Annotated in this window: 14 protein-coding genes and 1 tRNA gene; 3 read left to right on the forward strand and 12 right to left on the reverse strand. The window is 62.4% G+C overall.

Annotation, left to right across the window (positions count from 1 at the left end; genetic code table 11):
• Positions 1–122 precede the first annotated feature (122 nt).
• A complete protein-coding gene (locus DK391_RS21340; RefSeq protein WP_109479969.1) occupies positions 123–992 on the forward strand; it encodes a LysR substrate-binding domain-containing protein in 870 nt (289 codons plus the stop codon).
• Between the two features lie 68 nt (positions 993–1060).
• Here the strand turns inward: DK391_RS21340 and DK391_RS21345 are convergent.
• From DK391_RS21345 to fdnG, 7 genes are all read right to left on the reverse strand, one after another.
• A tRNA-Sec gene (locus DK391_RS21345) sits at positions 1061–1153 on the reverse strand.
• 97 nt (positions 1154–1250) lie between these two features.
• On the reverse strand, positions 1251–3191 hold the full coding sequence (gene selB, locus DK391_RS21350) for a selenocysteine-specific translation elongation factor (protein WP_109479970.1): 1941 nt from the start codon (positions 3189–3191) through the stop codon (positions 1251–1253).
• Positions 3188–4645, reverse strand: coding sequence for an L-seryl-tRNA(Sec) selenium transferase (selA, locus tag DK391_RS21355; RefSeq protein ID WP_109479985.1), 1458 nt, complete (start codon positions 4643–4645; stop codon positions 3188–3190). Before selA ends, selB begins: the two co-directional genes overlap by 4 nt.
• A 37-nt stretch (positions 4646–4682) precedes the next feature.
• The gene (gene fdhE / locus DK391_RS21360) at positions 4683–5615 is read right to left on the reverse strand and encodes a formate dehydrogenase accessory protein FdhE (RefSeq protein ID WP_109479971.1); all 933 of its coding nucleotides are present in this window, start codon (positions 5613–5615) and stop codon (positions 4683–4685) included.
• 74 nt (positions 5616–5689) lie between these two features.
• Positions 5690–6325 carry a formate dehydrogenase subunit gamma gene (locus DK391_RS21365; RefSeq protein WP_109479972.1) on the reverse strand — a complete coding sequence of 212 codons (636 nt, stop codon included), beginning with the start codon at positions 6323–6325 and terminating at the stop codon, positions 5690–5692.
• Positions 6322–7287: a formate dehydrogenase subunit beta gene (gene fdxH / locus DK391_RS21370; RefSeq protein WP_109479973.1), complete on the reverse strand. Its 966-nt coding sequence runs from the start codon at positions 7285–7287 to the stop codon at positions 6322–6324. The genes DK391_RS21365 and fdxH overlap by 4 nt, the downstream gene beginning before the upstream one ends.
• A 10-nt stretch (positions 7288–7297) precedes the next feature.
• A complete protein-coding gene (fdnG, locus tag DK391_RS21375; protein ID WP_109479974.1) occupies positions 7298–10366 on the reverse strand; it encodes a formate dehydrogenase-N subunit alpha in 3069 nt (1022 codons plus the stop codon).
• 272 nt (positions 10367–10638) lie between these two features.
• Between fdnG and DK391_RS21380 the strand changes: the two genes are divergently transcribed.
• Together DK391_RS21380 and DK391_RS21385 are read left to right on the forward strand one after the other, a co-directional pair.
• Positions 10639–11970 (forward strand): YihY/virulence factor BrkB family protein, encoded by a 1332-nt coding sequence (locus tag DK391_RS21380; protein WP_109479986.1) that lies wholly within the window; start codon positions 10639–10641, stop codon positions 11968–11970.
• A 399-nt stretch (positions 11971–12369) separates the two neighbouring features.
• Positions 12370–13563 (forward strand): porin, encoded by a 1194-nt coding sequence (locus DK391_RS21385; protein ID WP_109479987.1) that lies wholly within the window; start codon positions 12370–12372, stop codon positions 13561–13563.
• 126 nt (positions 13564–13689) lie between these two features.
• Here the strand turns inward: DK391_RS21385 and DK391_RS21390 are convergent, their stop codons facing one another.
• The 5 genes from DK391_RS21390 to DK391_RS44940 form a co-directional block, all read right to left on the reverse strand.
• On the reverse strand, positions 13690–14604 hold the full coding sequence (locus DK391_RS21390) for a proteasome-type protease (protein WP_109479975.1): 915 nt from the start codon (positions 14602–14604) through the stop codon (positions 13690–13692).
• Positions 14605–14755: 151 nt separating this feature from the next.
• The gene (locus DK391_RS21395; RefSeq protein WP_109479976.1) at positions 14756–15562 is read right to left on the reverse strand and encodes a transglutaminase family protein; all 807 of its coding nucleotides are present in this window, start codon (positions 15560–15562) and stop codon (positions 14756–14758) included.
• Positions 15563–15575: 13 nt separating this feature from the next.
• Positions 15576–16526, reverse strand: coding sequence for an alpha-E domain-containing protein (locus DK391_RS21400; RefSeq protein WP_109479977.1), 951 nt, complete (start codon positions 16524–16526; stop codon positions 15576–15578).
• A gap of 133 nt (positions 16527–16659) precedes the next feature.
• A complete protein-coding gene (locus DK391_RS21405; RefSeq protein ID WP_109479988.1) occupies positions 16660–18069 on the reverse strand; it encodes a circularly permuted type 2 ATP-grasp protein in 1410 nt (469 codons plus the stop codon).
• A 191-nt stretch (positions 18070–18260) separates the two neighbouring features.
• Positions 18261–18550 (reverse strand): hypothetical protein (locus DK391_RS44940; RefSeq protein ID WP_204117410.1); only part of this gene is annotated, 290 nt, incomplete at its 5' end.

The raw sequence follows: 18550 nt of genomic DNA on the forward strand, positions 1-18550 counted from the left end.
TCGATCTCCATAAAAGTGGAAGTTGTCTGGGCAATTGATCGCCCGCACAGTTACGATAGACGTTCCGGTTTTGATCCGAAAGACCGAAACACGAGACGCCTCGTCTCATATATGGAACGATCATGGATCTCACTGCACTTGCCGATTTCAATGCAGTTGCGCAGCACGGTGGCTTCGCCGCTGCGGCCAGAAAGCTCGACCGGCCAAAGGCTACGTTGTCGCGCCGCGTCGCCGAACTGGAGCAGAGTCTTGGGGTGCGGCTCATCGATCGGGGCGTCCGAACGCTGCGCCTGACCGACGAGGGCCGCATGTTGAGCGAGCAAACGCGTGGCCTGCTTGCGGAGATCGTCGAAGCGGGTGACGCGGTCGCATCGCGCGCGTCGGCGCCACGCGGCCGTCTGCGGGTGAGCGCGCCCGTCGTGTATGCACACGTGGCGCTATCGCGGGTCGCCGCGCGCTTTGCTCGTGCGTATCCGCAGGTGGAGTTGGAGATCGTCGCGGAAGATCGCGTGACGGATCCTGTCGACGATGGCTACGACCTCGTCATTCGCGTGAATCCGCGGCCGGACGAATTGCTGGTGGGGCGGCGTATTGCTGTCGATCGACGGGTGCTCTGTGCGGCACCCGATTCCACTGTCGTGCGCGAGAGCAACATGGATATGCGTGGCGCGCTGGCGTCGGGATTGCCCGCGATCGTCATGGCAACGGCGAACGATCAGACGTGGAGGATTCAGATTATGGACGGCACTGTGCATGAGGTGACGCCAGTACCTATATTGAGGCTTTCTTCACTGCTGATGGTGCGCGAGGCTACGCTGGAAGGTACAGGCGCCGCGCTGTTGCCGGGACTGCTCGCGCAGGCGGATATTGAAAGTGGGAAGCTGGTGCCGCTTGGACTCGATGCTGGCCCAGCCGTTGAAATCTGGGCGCTCTATAGTTCGAGGCGTTTTTTGAATGCGAAGGTTCGGGCGTTTCTCGACATGCTGGTGTAGCGTGATGTTGTGGTGACGAACGTCGCTGGCAGGCGCACATCATGTGCCCAACCCACCAAACCAAGGGGCGGAAGGCAGCCGGAGTCGAACCGACCAGAGAGTGTCTGACACCCTCTACAGGGTTTGAAGCCCTGCCGCACCACCAGATACGAATGCCTTCCGTTGATGATTCCCACCACCGCCAAACAAGTCGCAAGCGATTATAGCCATCACTAAAAACCCCGCGCGTGCATTGCACGCGTAACCAACACTTCGATCTCACGCGCCCGGTCCATTCGCCACCGCTTCACGCAGATGCGAGTCCGGCCTGAGCCAGTGAACATCGCGCTGAAAACGCGTGTAGCCGATACGATCGAAGAACTCCAGGATCTGGATTGCGCGCTTGCGTCCGAGGCCCGTCGCATCACGAAACGCGGACGCACCCAACGCACCGCCGTGGCCGCCCGCAATCCCGGCAATCAGCCGTGCAAGCTCATCGACCACATCGCGGTGATAGAACAGATCGCGCACGATCTGATGCACGTCGCCTTGTCGCGCGAGCTTGCGCAACACCTGGCGCACGGTCTCTTCATGCTGCCCCGTCGTCTGCGCGAGATCGCGCACCCACGGCGGATCAAAACGGCCTTCACTCAGCAGCGGCAGCAGCCTGTCCGCCAGCGCCTGCTCGCTCGCATCGAGTTCGACCGAATGCGCCGGCAAATGCAGCCAGGGGCCACTTCTCGCGACAGCACCTTCAGCCACGAGTGATTCGACCAGCGCGCGCCACATTGCATCCGGCACCAGCGGCGCCGCGATACGTCTCAAGCGCGCTGTATCCGGTCCCACTTCATCGGGTGAGCGCGAGTGATACTGCGCGAGCGCCGCCATCACATTCGAGCGCAGCGTTGTCCAATGCCTGCGCAACACAACGACAGCATCGCCCGCATCCTTGCCGTGCAACGCGATCGTCTCTGCATCGGAAGGCAGCGGCAATGCGTCGGCCGGCAATCCCGTCAGTTGCATCAGCATCGAACGCGCGACACCGCGCGGCGCTTCTTCGAGCAACGCGCCGAGGCTTCCTTGGTCGAGCCACGTCTGCAATGCATCGAGCCATGCACGCCGCTCCGCCGACCGCCGCTTGCGCGGCGGCCCGAATGGATCGAGCACGCAGCCACCGCCTACAGTGCGCGTCGCCTGCGCATTGCGCACGATAAAGCGGTCGCCCGGCAACGCGCAAACGGGCATGTCGAACACGAGTTGCACACGCGCATTCGAACCTGCAGCCAGCGTATCGCCGTCGAGCAGCGCCACATGCGCCACGCGATGCAGCGTGCCGATATGCACATGCAGCGGCGCCCAATGCTGCAGCGTGATATCGGCATCTGCGAGCAAGCGCAGGCTGACGTCGAGCCGTTCGCCCGGCATCGCGAGCCGCGGATCGACGATCCAGTCGCCGCGTGCAATCGCCTCTTTATCGATGCCGGCAAGGTTGAGCGCGCAACGTTGACCGGCGCGCCCCACGTCGGCGGCACGGTTTTGCGCGTGGATGCTGCGCACGCGGACCGGCTGATGCGACGGTTCCAGCATCAGCGTATCGCCCGTCGCAACGCGTCCGGCGAACACCGTCCCCGTCACGATCGTGCCCTGTCCTGCTAACGTGAACACGCGATCGACGGCCAGCCGGAACAGGCCGTCATCGCGCCGCGCCTGCCACGCAACGGCCGTGTCGCGCAGATGATGCAACAGCGCGCGCACGCCCGGATCATCGGCTGAGGTCGCGTTCGTTTCGAACACAGGCGCATCGGCGAACGTCGTGGCCGCGAGCCATGCGCGAATCTCGTCGCGAACCTGCGCGATACGCGCCACGTCCACGCGATCCGTCTTCGTCAGCGCAATCGCGCCGTACGTTACGCCGAGCAGTTGCAGGATCGCCAGAGGCTCGCGCGTCTGCGGCATGATGCCGTCGTCGGCAGCGATCACCAGCAGCGCGTAGTCGATGCCGCATGCGCCCGCCGCCATCGTATGCACGAGTTTCTCGTGGCCGGGCACGTCGATCACGCCGAGCACATCGCTGTTATCGAGCGGCGTGTACGCGTAGCCGAGTTCGATTGAAATGCCGCGTGTCTTCTCTTCTTTCAGGCGGTCGGTATCGACGCCCGTCAGCGTACGCACCAGCGTTGTCTTGCCGTGATCGATATGGCCCGCCGTGCCGACGATCATAGGCGCAGCCCCGCGCATTGCGCGACGAACGCCGCTTCGTCGGCAGCTTCGAGACAGCGCAGATCGAGGCGCAATGCATCGTCGGCGATGCGTCCGATCACGGGTCGCGGCAACGCGCGCAGCGCCTCTTCGAGTTTCAGCAGCGCACGTCCGCCGCGTTTGCCCGCGGCGTTGCGCATCACGACCCCGAAGCTCGGTAACTGGTCCACAGGCAATGCACCGCTGCCGATCTGGCTCATCATCGGCTCCGCTGTCACGCTGTATGTGTCGCCGAGCGCGCGTTGCAGTACGACTTGCACACGCGCCGCCTGTTCCTGCATCTCGGCGGCCGGGCGCGTGAGAAGACGCAACGTAGTCAGCCGCTCGCACAGCAACTCGGGCGCACGATAAAGCTGCAACACAGGCTCGAGCGCGGCGAGCGTCAGCTTGCCCACGCGCAGTGCGCGCTTCAACGGATGCTTCTTGATCTTGCGGATCAACTCGGCGCGCCCGACGATCAGCCCCGCCTGCGGCCCGCCGAGTAACTTGTCGCCACTGAACGTGACGAGATCCGCGCCTGCCGCAACGGTCTCGCGCACGGTCGGCTCGGTCGGCAAGCCGAACTGCGCGAGATCGACCAGCGTGCCGCTGCCGAGATCGACAGCCATCGGCAGGCCGCGCGCGTGTGCAAGCTGCGCGACTTCATCGACGGAGACGCTTTTCGTGAAGCCTTCGATTGCATAGTTGCTGCAATGAACCTTCATCAGCAGCGCAGTGCGCGCGTTGATGGCTTCGTCGTAATCCTTCAGATGAGTGCGATTGGTGGTGCCGATTTCGCGCAGCTTCGCGCCCGCGCGCGACATGATGTCGGGAATGCGGAACGCGCCGCCAATCTCGACCAGTTCGCCGCGCGACACGATCACTTCCTTCTTCGAAGCCAGCGCCGACAAGGTCAGCAACACAGCGGCCGCATTGTTGTTGACCACGGTCGCCGCCTCGGCGCCCGTCAGTTCGCCGATCAGATCGTCGATCAGGTCATCGCGATCGCCACGGCTGCCCGTGGCGAGATCGAACTCGAGGTTCATCGGCCGCGTGAGCGCTTCGATCACGGCACGCACGGCTTCGTCGGGCAACAACGCGCGGCCCAGATTGGTATGCAGCACGGTGCCCGTGAGATTGAACACGGCGCGCAGATTGGGCCGTGCGCGTGCGGCGAGCGAACGCGAAGCGTCGTCGATGAGCTTTGCCTCGAAATCAAACGATGCGTCGAACGCGGTGCCCGCGAGCAGTTCGCGCCTGAGCGCATCGGCTGCCGCGCGGATCGCATCGACGACCTGCGTGCGACCGTATTCGCCCGTCAAAGCCTGCGCTGCCGCCGCCGACACCACGCGTTCGACAGCCGGCACGCGCGCGAGCGAAGCCCGCACGTGCTGGCCTGTCCCGTCGCCCAACTCGTTCCCCGACACTTCGCTCACGCTGGCGTTCTCCTCGAGCGGTTGCAAGGACGGCGGCTTACCCGTCCGAAGACACTTCCGGCCACAACAGCGGATTCGGACTGCTGCGCCGGTAACCCGCCTCGTTCATCAGCAGATCGAGCGTGAGGCTGGCGAGATCGTCGGCGAGCGGCTCGAAGTCGAAATCCTTGTCCTGATAGCCGATCTTCCGATAGGTGCGGCACTCGTCGCACGATTCGGCCTTCAATGCTTCGCTGCCGCCGTCGATGCCGTGATACGCGATACCTTTGGTCGAATCGCAATTCGTGCATTTGACCCGCACCACATGCGTTTCCGTCGAACACAGCCCGCATTGCACGTAGCGATAGCCCTGGAACTGCCCGCCCACACGCACGATGCTCGCGACAGGCGCCGTGCCGCACACAGGGCACGCACCGGGCGTGTCGAGATACGGCACCGCGCGCGGATCGATATGACTCGCGATGTCGGTCCACACCACTTGCAGCGCGGCCATCACGAACGGTGCGGTCGCCGGCTCGACTTCATTGAAGCGCAACGCGACGATGGCATCGGCGAGTGCGTCGAGTTCGTCGGAGCTTTTCATTCTCAAGCCGTCCAGCACGCGCGCGAGCATGGGTGTCACGAGTCCCGCCGATTCGACGCGGTCGAGCAGGCGGTGCAACACATCGCGCCAGAGCAGATCGCGCTCTGACGCCGTGGCGGGCACGATAGGCATGGAATGATGCTGCGCAAGCGCGATGGATTCGGCGGAAGGCAGCGGCGCGCTGAGTTGCGCGAGGGTTTGCTGCTGCGCATCGGCCAGCGCGGCCATCAGCCGGATATAACCGCCGATGGGACTCGCGTCCGCCAGTTGACGAAGCCGCGCGGCGCGCGTCGAAAAAATCGCCGTGCGTTCGGGCATGCGCAGGCGCGGAATCGCAGTGTGATCGAGCGATTCGATCTGGCCGGGGTCCAGGATGCGTTGCACCAATTCAGGTTCCTGCCGCTCAGAAAACTGGATGGCGTCAACAGTAGCAGATATGCAGATGCAGCGTATGCCAAAGCTTACTTGATGCTTTCGCGGAACCACTTCGGGTGATGCTTGCGCGCCCAGCCCAGCGTCACCGTGCCGCGCACCATCGCGCCGATGGACCCCTTCACCCAGATTGCCGCGTAGATATGCACGATGATGCTGCAGATCAGCACGAATGCGGCAGCGGCATGGATCACGGCCGCGATGCGGATGACTTCGATCGGGAAATAGAACGCGAAGTACGCGCGCCAGATCACGATGCCGCTCAGCAGCAACGACAGCAAACAAAGCACCAGCACGAAAAACAGCAGCTTCTGCCCGGCGTTGTACTTGCCGATTTCAGGCAGCCGGTCCTCTCGGTTCGTCAGCACGTCATTGATCTGGCGCAGCCATTGCACATCGTCGGCATCGAGATAGTTGTGATGCCAGAACCGCAGCGCCAGAATCATGAACGACACGAACATCACAATGCCAACGAACGGATGCAGAATGCGCGTCCACTGCCCGCCGCCAAACAGCGCGTAGAGCCACGACATCGCCGGATGAAACATGGCGAGGCCGGAGAGCGCGAGCAGTACGAAACTGATCGCCGTGATCCAGTGGTTCGTGCGCTCGTTCGGCGTGTAGCGCTCGATCAGTTCCGGGTTCTCATGCCGATGATGTTTCATTTGACAGGCTCCTCGGGCGAATGCTCGCGCTCGTCGCGATCGCCGCGGCCATTGCGGTTCTCGCGGATGTCGTGTGCAGCGTTGCGGGCGGCGTCTTCGTCTTCTTCCGTGACTTCGTTCGGGCCGATGCGCGTGTAATGGAAGAAGCCCGCCAGCGCGGTGAGCGCCATCGCGGCGAGCGCGAGCGGCTTGGCAACGCCCTTCCACAGCTTCACGAACGGGCTGATGTGCGGATCGTCGGGCAAGCCGTGATATAGCGACGGCTTATCCGCATGGTGCAGCACGTACATCACGTGCGTGCCGCCCACGCCTTCCGGGTTGTACAGTCCCGCGTTCTCGAAGCCGCGCTCTTTCAGGTCCGCAATGCGCTCTTCCGCGTGCTCGATCATGTCCACTTTTGTGCCGAACACGATCGCGCCCGTCGGGCAGGTCTTCACGCAAGCCGGTTCCTGGCCGACGCCCACACGATCCGAACATAGCGTGCATTTATAAACGCGATGATCCGTCTTCGACAGCCGCGGAATATTGAACGGACAGCCCGCAATGCAATAGCCGCAGCCGATGCAGTTTTCTTCGTGAAAATCGACGATGCCGTTGGTGTACTGCACGATCGCACCCGGCGACGGACATGCCTTCAGGCAGCCGGGATCTTCGCAATGCATGCAGCCGTCCTTGCGGAGCAGCCATTCGAGATCGCCTTTGGGGTTCTCGTATTCGGTGTAGCGCATCACCGTCCACGAGTGTTCGCTGAGATCGCGCGGGTTGTCGTAAATGCCCGTCGTGATGCCGACCTCGTCGCGCAGGTCGTTCCATTCCATGCACGCCGTCTGACACGCCTTGCAGCCGATGCACTTGGTCACGTCGATCAGCTTGGCGACCGTGCCCGTCACCGGTTCGCGCACCGACGTGGGCTGCACGGTGGTGGCGGAGAGGCGTTTGATATCCAGTGATTGAAATGCCATGGCGCCTCCCCTATGCCTTCTCGACTTTGACGAGGAACGACTTCGATTCCGGCGTCTGCGAATTGCCGTCGCCCACGGCAGGCGTCAACGTAATGGTGATGTAGCCCGGTTTCGTCAGCCCCTTGAAGCCCCAGTGCAGCGGAATGCCCACCGTCTGCACCTTCTTGCCGTCGATCATCAGCGGTTTGATCCGCTTCGTAACGACAGCCACGGCAACGATATAGCCGCGTTTGCTCGACACCTTCACCCTGTCGCCCGCGACCACGCCGATTTCCTTCGCCAGGTCTTCACCAATCTCGACGAACTGCTGCGGCTGCACGATCGAATTCAAACGTGCGTGTTTGGTCCAGAAGTGGAAGTGTTCGGTCAGACGATAGGTCGTACCCGTATGCGGAAATTCCGGCGACTTGCCGAACGACGCGCGATCATCCGGAAACACGCGCGCACCGGGATTACTCGTCGCCAGCGGGTTGTTCGGATGGAACGTGTTGTAGCCGAGCGGCGTTTCGAACGGCTCGTAGTGCTCGGGGACCGGCCCTTCGTTCATCGCGTCGCGCGCGAAGAAACGCGCGACGCCTTCCGCATTCATGATGAACGGATTCATGCCGTTCTCCGGCGGCTCGTCGGCCTTGAAGTCGGGAATGTCGGGGCCGCTCCAGCTGGTGCCGTTCCACGCGATCAGCTTGCGCTTCGGATCGAACGGCTTGCCGCTCACGTCACACGACGCTCGGTTGTACAGCACGCGCCGGTTCGCGGGCCACGCCCACGCCCAGTTGAGCGTCTGGCCGATGCCCGTCGGATCGCTGTTGTCGCGCCGACCCATCTGGTTGCCCGTCTGGTTCCATGAGCCGCAAAAGATCCAGCAGCCGGACGTCGTGCTGCCGTCGTCCTTCAGTTGCGCGAAGCCTGCCAGTTGGTCACCCTTCTTGACGAGCACTTTGGTCGGATCTTTCGGATCGTGCACATCCGCGAGCGCGCGACCGTTGTACTCCATCGCCAGTTCTTCGGGCGTCGGGCTTTCGGGGTTCGCGTACGGCCAGTCGAGCTTCACGATCGGATCGGGATACTTGCCGCCCTGATCGACATACGCCTTGCGCATGCGCAAGAAGATGCCCGACATGATCTCGAGATCGCTGCGCGCCTCGTCGGGTGGCTGTGCGCCCTGCCAGTGCCATTGCAGCACGCGGCTCGAACTGACCAGCGAGCCGCGCTCTTCGGCGAAGCAGGTGGTCGGCAGCCGGAACACTTCCGTCTGGATCTTCGACGAATCGACGTCGTTGTACTCGCCGTAGTTCTTCCAGAACTCGGAGGTTTCCGTCGCGAGCGGATCCATGATGACGAGCCATTTCAGCTTCGACAGACCTGCAGACGTCTTCGCCTTGTTTGGCGCCGCCGCGAGCGGATTGAAGCCCTGCGCGATGTAGCCGTTGACCTTGCCCTGATTCATCAGCTCGATCATCTGCATCAGGTCGTAGGGCTTGTCGAGCTTCGGCAGGAAATCGTAGCCCCAGTTGTTGTCGGCGGTCGCAGCCGGTCCCCACCACGACTTCATCATGCTGACGAAGAACGCGCGGTAATTCTGGTAATAGCTCCACTGGTTCGGCCGCAGCGGCTGCAGCGCACGCTTCTTGATATAGGCGTCGAAATCCTGTTCCGGCTCGTTCGGCAAGGTCATGTAGCCGGGCAGCGAATTCGACAGCAGACCGAGATCCGTCAACCCCTGAATATTCGAGTGGCCGCGCAACGCGTTCATGCCACCGCCCGAAATGCCGATATTGCCGAGCAGCAACTGCACCATCGCGCCTGTGCGGATCATCTGCGCGCCGACCGAGTGCTGCGTCCAGCCGAGCGCATAGAGAATCGTGCCGGCGCGGTCGGGCGCCGCCGTGGTAGCGAGCGTTTCGCACACGTGCAGGAATTTCTCTTTCGGTGTGCCGCAGGTCTTCTCGACCATCTCCGGCGTATAGCGCGAATAGTGCTGTTTGAGCAGGTTATAGACGCAGCGCGGATGCTGCAGCGTCATGTCGACCTTCGCGAAACCGTCGTCGCCGCGCTCGTAATCCCACGTCGTCTTGTCGTACTTGTGCGCGTTCGCGTCGTAGCCGGAATAGATGCCGTCGTTGAACGCAAAGTCTTCACGGACGATAAACGCAAAGTCCGTGTAGTTCTTCACGTACTCGTGCTGGATCTTGTCGTTGGTCAGCAGATAGTTGATCACGCCGCCGAGGAACGCGATGTCGGTGCCCGTGCGGATCGGCGCATAGAAGTCCGCGACGGACGCCGTGCGCGTGAAACGCGGATCGACGACCATCAGCCTGGCCTTGTTGTGCGCCTTCGCCTCGGTCACCCACTTGAAACCGCATGGGTGCGCCTCGGCCGAATTGCCGCCCATCACCAGAATCACGTCCGCGTTCTTGATGTCGACCCAATGGTTCGTCATCGCTCCACGGCCAAACGTCGGGGCAAGACCTGCCACCGTCGGGCCATGTCAGACACGCGCCTGATTGTCGAATGCGAGCATGCCCATGCTGCGCATGGTCTTGTGCGTCAGATAGCCAACCTCATTGCTGGCCGCCGACGCCGCAAGCATGCCCGTGGTTAGCCAGCGGTTGACCGTCTTGCCGTCCGCCGTCTTCTCGACGAAGTTCGCGTCGCGGTCGTCCTTCATCAGCTTCGCAATGCGGTCGAGCGCGTCATCCCACGATATTCGCTGCCACTTGTCGGAACCGGGCGCGCGATACTCGGGATACTTCAGACGGCTGGGACTGTGGATGAAGTCGATCAGGCTCGCCCCTTTCGGGCACAGCGTGCCGCGATTGACCGGGTGATCGGGGTCGCCTTCAATATGGATGATGCTGGCAGTCGCGTTCTTCGCGCCGTCGCCGAGGCCGTACATCAGGATGCCGCAGCCGACGGAGCAATAAGGACAGGTATTGCGCGTTTCGGTTGTACGAGCCAGTTTGTACTGTCGGACTTCGGCGAGCGCGGGTTCCGGCGAGAAGCCCATCAGGGCCAGGCTCGAACCGGCAAGCGTGCTCGCCGTCACCTTCAGAAACTGACGGCGGGACATTTGCAACATGATCGCCTCTCGTTCTAATTGTGGGGAGGTGAAAAAAGTATAAGTCGTTTCGTGTTTGTCGTAATCACACGGCAGCATTTCGCACGAGCACGACATATGCCCAACGAATCAATCTTGTTGTAGTCGTGCGGATAGATGGGCATGTGGCTTGCGTAATACGATTGTCAGTGGGCGATCCGCATGCGCCGCGATGCGCGATGAATCTGCGAGCCGATGCATCGCCTGCTGCATTGCTGGTTCGCTGCGTCACACCTTCGTCATCAGGGACCGTCATGGAACTCGATTCACTGTCTGCCGACAAGCTGCAAACCGCCGCGAAGAAACAGGCATCGTGGGCCGTCGGCGCGCTGCGGCAGTTCGGCGAGAATCGCTGTGCCGCGATGGCGGCGAGCATCGCGTTCTATGCAGCCTTCTCGCTCGCGCCGACGCTGGTGATGGTGATCGCCATCTCCGGCTGGTTCTTCGGCGCGGAAGCCGCGCGCGGCGAACTGTTCAGGCAGGTGCATAGCGTGCTTGGCAACGATGCCGCCGCCGCCGTCACCACCATCGTGGAGAACGCACACCGCAGCGGCGGTTCAGGCTTCGTGGCCGCGATCATTTCGATCGTTTTGCTGTCGGTGGGTGCGTCGGCGACGTTCTCGTCGCTGAACAGCGCGCTCAATATCGTGTGGCCGTCCGTGGCGCCGCGCACGTCGAGCGTGATGGCGCTGGTGCGCGTGCGGCTGATTTCATTCGGCCTCGTGCTGGGTGTGGCGTTTCTGCTGATCGTGTCGCTGGTGCTCGATACGGCGATCACGTTCATCGGCAACTGGATCTGGGGCGATTCGCCCTATGTGATCATCGGCAACCTGTTGCAACTGGCCGTCGGCTGGATGGTGCTGGCGTTCGCGTTCGCTGCGCTGCTCAAGTTTCTGCCCGATGCGCCCGTGCGCTGGCGCGACGCGCTGGTCGGCGGTGCAGTGGCCGCTGCGCTGTTCTCGGCGGGCAAGAAGCTGTTCGCGTTGTATCTCGCGCATGCCGGCATGGCCAACTCGTTCGGCGCGGCCGGTTCGCTCGCGGTGCTGCTGATGTGGCTGTACTTCTCCGCGCTCGTTTTACTGCTCGGCGCCGAGTTCTCGGCTGCGCGCGGGCGTATGCACGATCCGCGCGGCGCGTGGGGCATCGCGCCCGCTCCGCCGCCGGGCAGCCGGGCGATGCTCGCATCGGTGCTGGCGGCATCGACAGTGGCGGCGGACGCGCAGCGCAACGCACCGCGCGGTCGCCAGCCTGCTGCGGCCGGTATGTCGCCGGATGCGCCTGCCATGCCTGTCAGAGGTCCTTCCGTTGCCGCACGGTTCGCCGCAAAACATGACGCCGGCCTCAGTAAGGCAGTCTCTATCAGCAAGCAGGTCATCAAGGCGGAAACGGTGGCGACGCGCGCCGCCGCGCACACGTTCGTCGAAGCCAGGCGCAAGGCCGCCGTGGCGGATCACTACGTGAGGCGACATCCGTGGGAGTCGATGCTGATCGCGGCGAGCACCGCGATGGCGCTGGCCGCCTTCGCCCGGCGCCGCAGCGGCTCAAGCGATGTGGACGCGCCACCGGCCGGTCATGTCGATCACTAAGTCTCTGTTTTGACAGAGATCAACCGGCTTGATCACATCTGACTGAAACTGTCTACCCGATCCGTCATGCGATGGGCATCTGGCCATTTACGGCACGTTTACGCCGAAACGGCAATTTCCGCATTCGGCTAGACAACTTTATTACATTTAACGTTCATCCGAGCACGTAATTCATACCGATGTCAGCGAACACTGTCATAAAAAGCACAATAATGCATAGTCAAGCATTCAATATTGCTAAAACAGAAACAATCGTTGACAACCTTACGATATAAGGCTTCTACCGGGCTGTCACTTTTTCGATACACCTTAATTTTTTTCAGTTCTTACACTTCAAGACACTGAGCTATTCTCCGATTCGCAACAACGAAACCAATGATCATCTGCGTGGAGAAATGGATGAAACGAATCGCACTGTCGACGCTCTCGCTTGCACTGCTCGGCGCTGCTGGCGCAGCACATGCACAAAGCAGCGTGACGCTCTATGGCTTGATCGATGAATCGATCCAGTACGTTCACAACGCCAACCCGGCTAATGACAACCTCTTTCAAACCTTCGCAGGCAACCTTCAGGGCAGCCGCTGGGGCGTGAAGGGCACGGAAGACCTGGGCGGTGGCCTGAAGGCAATCTTCCAGTTGGAAAACGGCTTCAACCCGAATAACGGCGCACTGGGCCAAGGCGGCAAGATGTTCGGCCGTCAGGCTTATGTCGGTTTGACGCACGACGCATACGGTACGCTGACGGCTGGCCGCCAGTATGACCCGGTGGTCGACCTGGTTCAGCCGCTGACGGGTGACAACTACTTCGGCAGCACGTTCACGACCGCTGGCGACGTTGACAACAACGACAACAGCTCGCGTACGAACAACGCAATCAAGTACGTGTCGCCGACCTGGGCAGGCTTCCAGTTCGAAGGCATGTACGCTCTGGGCGGCGTTGCAGGCGCAACGGGCTCGGGCCAAACGTGGTCGGGCGCAGCAACGTACAACACGGGTCCGATCGGCGTCGCAGCCGGTTACATCCGCATGGAAAACGGCAACACGCTGGCAAGCCGTGGCCTGACGCCGGCAACGGCAGCAACGGGCCCGGGCGCATGGGGCGCAGGCGCGACGTCGGACGGCACGATCGACTCGATCGTCAACAGCGGCTACGCATCGGCCAAGTCGATCAGCATCGCATCGGCAGCGGTTCAGTACGTTGCTGGTCCGTTCACGGTCAACGGCCGCTACAGCTTCGCGCAATACAAGCCGGACGGCTTCTCGTCGTTCCGCGAGCAAGAAAAGTATCAAGTCGCAGGCGCGTACCTCGGCTACCAGCTCACGCCGGCTATGCTGCTGGGCCTCGGCTACACGTACACGCACGGTGGCGGCGATACGTCGGCGAACTACCACCAAGTTTCGCTGGGCGGCGACTACAACCTGTCGAAGCGCACGGACATCTACCTGGTTGGTGCTTACCAGCACGCATCGGGTACGCAACGTGTCGACGGCACGACGACGCAATCGGCTGTTGCTTCCGTGGCCGACTACGGCAACACGGCTGGCTCGCAGTCGCAGGAAATCGTCAGCCTGGGTATCCGTCACAAGTTCTAATAGAACAACATGATGCGCGGCTCGAGACGTCGGGCCGCACCCTGAAGCCAGCAGAGGCGCAAGCCGATGCTGGCTTTTTTCATTGATGCGAGGGAATTGCAGCGCGCCGCGCCGCTGATCGAAAGATCAGCCGCGTGCGTTGGGCTTATCGGCTTGTGCGAGGGTTTGCGCGGGCCGTCGTGTATCGACGCCCGGCGTGCCACGATCGGCGTCCATATGCAGCGCGCCCGGCGGCCGATACAGCACCATCTCGCCCACGTGTGCGTTCTGCGGCACGTCGTCCTTGATCTGCCAGTCGGGATCGGGAATCTCGCCGAACACCTGGCGCAGCCGTTCACCCCACGTGCGGTGGATCATCTGGTAGTACGCGTTGTCCTGATCGATCGAGACGAAACGCGTCACCTTCAGCGTGTCCTTCTCATAGACGAGCAGATCGAGCGGCAGCCCGACCGACAGGTTCGAACGCAGCGTCGAGTCCATGGAAATGAGCGCGCACTTTGCGGCTTCGTCGAGCGGCGTGGACGGTATGAGCACACGATCGATGATCGGCTTGCCGTACTTCGACTCGCCGATCTGGAAGTACGGATTCACCCGCGACGATTCGATATAGTTGCCCGCCGCATAGATCATGAACAGGCGCGGACGCGGTTGCCCGGCGCCGTTGCCGCTCTCTGCGCCATCGCGAATCTGGCCGCCCAGAATGAAGCTGCAATTGAAATCGACGCCAAACTCCTGCAGCGCGTTGGCTTCACGCTGGTGCACGTCGCGCACCGCCTGACCGACCACACGGGCGGCATCGGCCATGGTCGGGACGTTCCAGAGCGTGGGTTTCGACGGCGCGGAAGGCTCGGACAGTTCGTGCAGCACGGCCTGCGTGAGCGACAGGTTGCCTGCACCGAGCAGCACCAGCATGCGCTCGCCGGGTTCTTCGAACACCGACATCTTGCGCGCGGTGCTGATGTGATCGACGCCGGCATTGGTCCGCGTATCCGACAGGAACACGAGTCCTTCGTCGACGCACATCGCCACACAGTAAGTCATGACAGGAATCCAGACGGCTGCTGCAAACGGACGATTGAGCAAGCCAGAAAGAGGCACAAACCGCGGCAGCGCCGCGGGACGCTGCCATTGTAATGCGCGTGCATGACGCGCTGCAGTCGTTGTTTGTGCCTATGTTGTGCAGCGCTCGCGCCTACTGCGGCGACTGCTCCTGCGCCTTCACGGCGACCGACACATCGAGCGTCTCTTCCAGCCCGCCGATACGCCGTCCGCGCACCGGCGACGCCGCTTCGTAATCGCGCGCCGCCGCGAGCCGGCAATACATCTCGCTGGCAAACGTCGCGTGCGTGACATCGACGGAAATCCAGCCGATGCCCGTCAGCCACACGTCCACCCATGCGTGACTGGCAGCGTGATCGACGTCGCCGGGTTCGATATAGCCGCTCACGTAACGCGCCGGAATGCCGCGCGCGCGGCAGCAGGCCAGCATCAGGTGCGCGTGATCCTGACACACGCCCTTGCCGAGCGCTAGCGCCTGCGACGCCGTGCTGGCCACGCCCGTCGCGCCCGTTTCGAACTGCACGCGGTCGACGATCTTCTCCGCCAGCGCGATCAGCGTGGCCGGCTTGTCCAGCGACGGCACCGACGCGGCCAGTTCGCGGATGGCGGGATCGCAATCGGTCAGCCGCGTCGCGCAGGTGAAGTGTTCGAGCGGGATCGCGCCCGCGTCGTCGCCGAGGCGGCCGTCGATCAGCGGAAACGTGTCGATTTCGCCCGATACATGCACGCGGATCTCTTCATGCGGCTTGTTGAGCACGAGCGTGTGCAGCACGTTGCCGTAGGCGTCGAAGGTCGAATCGAGCTTGCCGGGCGCGTCGAGCGTCCAGCGGCGCACCACCTGGGAAGCGCCGCTCGACGGCGTGAGGCGCAACTGCTGGATCGAATAGTGGACCGTCGCTTCGTAGCGGTAGAACGTGTCGTGGCGGATCGTCAGAAACATTGAGGGCACTCCATCAGGCGACCGGCAGCATCAGATAGGTGCGCGCGACCATATTGCCGAGTTCAAACACGCGGGCGAGGAACTGCGTGAGCCAGCCATGCAGCCCGGCCTCGAAAATCTGCCGGATATCCGCATAGAGCAGTTCGGCGCGCAGTTTGCCCGCAAAGCGCTCGCATTGATTCGAGCCCTGCGTGCGCAGCATCGCGAGGTTCTCGCAGACGCCATCCAGCGACGCCAGCAGCGAGCGCGGCATCTGCGAATTGAGGATCATCAGTTCGACCACGCGCGCGGGCGTCACGACATCGCGATACACCTTGCGGTAGATTTCCAGCGCCGACACCGAGCTGAGAATCGAGGTCCAGTAATAGAAGTCTTCAAGCTGACGGGCGGCTTCGCGCGAGTTCGGTTCGGCATCGGCGAAACGCACGTCGAGAATCCGCGCGGTGTTATCGGCACGCTCGAGGAAGGTGCCCAGTTGCGTGAAGAAGAACGCATCGTCCTGCAACGCGGTGCCGATCGTCACGCCGCGCGACAGATGCGAACGGAATTTCACCCATTCGAACAGTGCCGACAGATTGTTCGCCACCTGGCCATGGGCCGTGCGTTCGTTGAATTCGAGCCACGTGTCGTTGATCGTTTCCCACCATTCCGTCGTGAGCGTGCCGCGCACCGCGCGTGCGTTTTCACGCGCGGCCTGCAGGCACGAATGAATGCTGGACGGATTGGTCGGATCGGCGACCATGAAATCGAGCACGTTTTCGCGGGTCGGCTCGTCGTAGCGCTGTTCGAACGCGTGTTCCAGTTCGGAGATACGCAGCACCGAACGCTGCGTGCGCTCTTCCTGCTCGGGCGTCTGCGGCAGCAACTGCGCCTTCAGGTTGATGTCGAGCATGCGCGCGGTATTCTCGGCGCGCTCCATGTAACGGGCCATCCAGAACAGATGATCGGCGGTGCGGCTCAGCATGTCGGCTTTCCGTGTTGTTTGGACGCGCTTTCGTCGGCGAGTGACGCGAAGCGCGCCGGGTTGCCCGTGGGTTTGCGGCTTGCAGCGCCCGCATCATGCGGCGCAAGCGCTGCGAAACATCGGTCGAACGCGTTCAGTCGACCATCCAGGTGTCTTTGGTCCCGCCTCCCTGCGACGAATTGACGACCAGCGAACCTTCCTGCAAGGCGACACGCGTAAGGCCACCCGCGCACATCGTCACTGTCTTGCCCGACAGCACGAACGGGCGCAGATCGATGTGACGCGGCGCGATGCCCGCCTCGACGAAGGTCGGGCAGGCGGACAGCGCGAGCGTCGGCTGCGCGATGTAGCCGGCGGGTTTTTCGATCAGCCGCTGGCGGAACGCTTCGATCTCGGCAGTCGTCGATGCAGGACCGACGAGCATCCCGTAGCCGCCTGCGCCGTGCACTTCCTTGACGACCAGCTCGGGCAGATGCGCGAGCGTATAGGCGAGGTCGTCGGGCTTGCGGCACTGATAGGTCGGCACGTTATTGAGGATCGGCTTCTCGCCCAGATAGAACTCGATCATCTCGGGCACATACGGATAGATCGATTTATCGTCGGCGATGCCTGTGCCCATGGCGTTGGCGAGCGCGACGCGCCCCGCGCGATAGGCTGTGAGCAGGCCCGGCACGCCGAGCGCCGAATCCGGACGGAACGCGAGCGGATCGAGAAAGTCGTCGTCCACCCGGCGATAGATCACGTCGACGCGGCGCGGCCCTTGCGTGGTGCGCATGAAGACGTAGTTGTCATCGACGAACAGGTCTTTGCCTTCGACCAGTTCGACGCCCATCTGCTGGGCGAGGAAGGTGTGCTCGAAGTACGCGGAGTTGTACATGCCGGGCGTCAGCACCACGACGACGGGATCGTCGACGCCTTCCGGCGCGACCGAGCGCAGCGTGTCGAGCAGCAGATCGGGGTAATGCGCGACGGGCGCGATGCGGTTCTGCACGAACAGTTCGGGGAACAGCCGCATCATCATCTTGCGGTTTTCGAGCATGTACGACACGCCCGACGGTACGCGCAGATTGTCTTCCAGCACGTAGAACTCGCCGTTCTCGCCGGCGCGCACCACGTCGACGCCGGCGATGTGGGCATACACGGCGAGCGGCACGTCGACGCCCTGCATTTCCGGCCTGTATTGCGCGTTGGTATAGACCTGTTCGGCGGGCACGATACCGGCGCGCACGATGTTGCGGTCGTGATAGACGTCGTGGATGAAGAGGTTGAGCGCCTGGACGCGCTGACGGAGACCGGCTTCGAGGGTTTGCCATTCGCCGCGCGGGATGATGCGCGGGATCAGATCGAACGGGATGAGCCGCTCGGTGCCCGACAGATCACCGTTAACCGCGAATGTGATGCCGACGCGGCGAAACAGGAGATCGGCCTCGGCCCGTTTTCTTTCGATTGCTTCACTGCCCTGCTGCACGAGCCAGCGTTCGAACCGCTGATAATGCGGCCGCACGGCGTCATCGAACTGACGCATCTCGTCATAGCATCGCATGTCACGCCCCACTCTTTTTGTCGGATAGAAGGCGAATGCGCTGCGCATTCGGTTTTCGCTTTCGTACTCGATGAAGCAAGCGTTATGCCATTCAGACGTTTGCGTTGCGCGGCGTGGATGCACCTTGAATGCGCACTGCGATGGCGCCCGGTTGCCGGTGTCATCGTAGCGCGGCGGCGGGTTATGCGCTACTACGGTGCGTGAGGTGGCGCACACGGTGCGGAGGGGTTTCGTTTTGGTTTGGTTTTGGTTTTGATTTTGGTTTTGGTTTGGTTTTGGTTTTGCCTTGCGGCGGGGGTTGGGTTTGCGGTTTTGTTGGTATCGGTTTCGATGGCATCCGCGATTTCGTATTGGTTCTTCTTGCGTTGCCCCTGTGCGGGGCGGCACCTACTTTTCTTTGCCGCTGCAAAGAAAAGTAGGCAAAAGAAAGCCGCTGAACACCACCCACTACGGTCCTTGCCTGCGGGTCCCCCACCGGTCC

The organism is Paraburkholderia sp. C35 (genome assembly GCF_003121405.1).
Taxonomy (GTDB): Bacteria; Pseudomonadota; Gammaproteobacteria; order Burkholderiales; family Burkholderiaceae; genus Paraburkholderia.

Coding starts and splice junctions, on each gene's coding strand:
- DK391_RS21340 (WP_109479969.1), top strand. CDS start 123: ATGGATCTCACTGCACTTGCCGATTTCAATGCAGTTGCGCAGCACGGT.
- selB (WP_109479970.1), bottom strand. CDS start 3,191: ATGATCGTCGGCACGGCGGGCCATATCGATCACGGCAAGACAACGCTG.
- DK391_RS21365 (WP_109479972.1), bottom strand. CDS start 6,325: ATGAAACATCATCGGCATGAGAACCCGGAACTGATCGAGCGCTACACG.
- fdxH (WP_109479973.1), bottom strand. CDS start 7,287: ATGGCATTTCAATCACTGGATATCAAACGCCTCTCCGCCACCACCGTG.
- DK391_RS21380 (WP_109479986.1), top strand. CDS start 10,639: ATGGAACTCGATTCACTGTCTGCCGACAAGCTGCAAACCGCCGCGAAG.
- DK391_RS21385 (WP_109479987.1), top strand. CDS start 12,370: ATGAAACGAATCGCACTGTCGACGCTCTCGCTTGCACTGCTCGGCGCT.
- DK391_RS21390 (WP_109479975.1), bottom strand. CDS start 14,604: ATGACTTACTGTGTGGCGATGTGCGTCGACGAAGGACTCGTGTTCCTG.
- DK391_RS21395 (WP_109479976.1), bottom strand. CDS start 15,562: ATGTTTCTGACGATCCGCCACGACACGTTCTACCGCTACGAAGCGACG.
- DK391_RS21400 (WP_109479977.1), bottom strand. CDS start 16,526: ATGCTGAGCCGCACCGCCGATCATCTGTTCTGGATGGCCCGTTACATG.
- DK391_RS21405 (WP_109479988.1), bottom strand. CDS start 18,069: ATGCGATGCTATGACGAGATGCGTCAGTTCGATGACGCCGTGCGGCCG.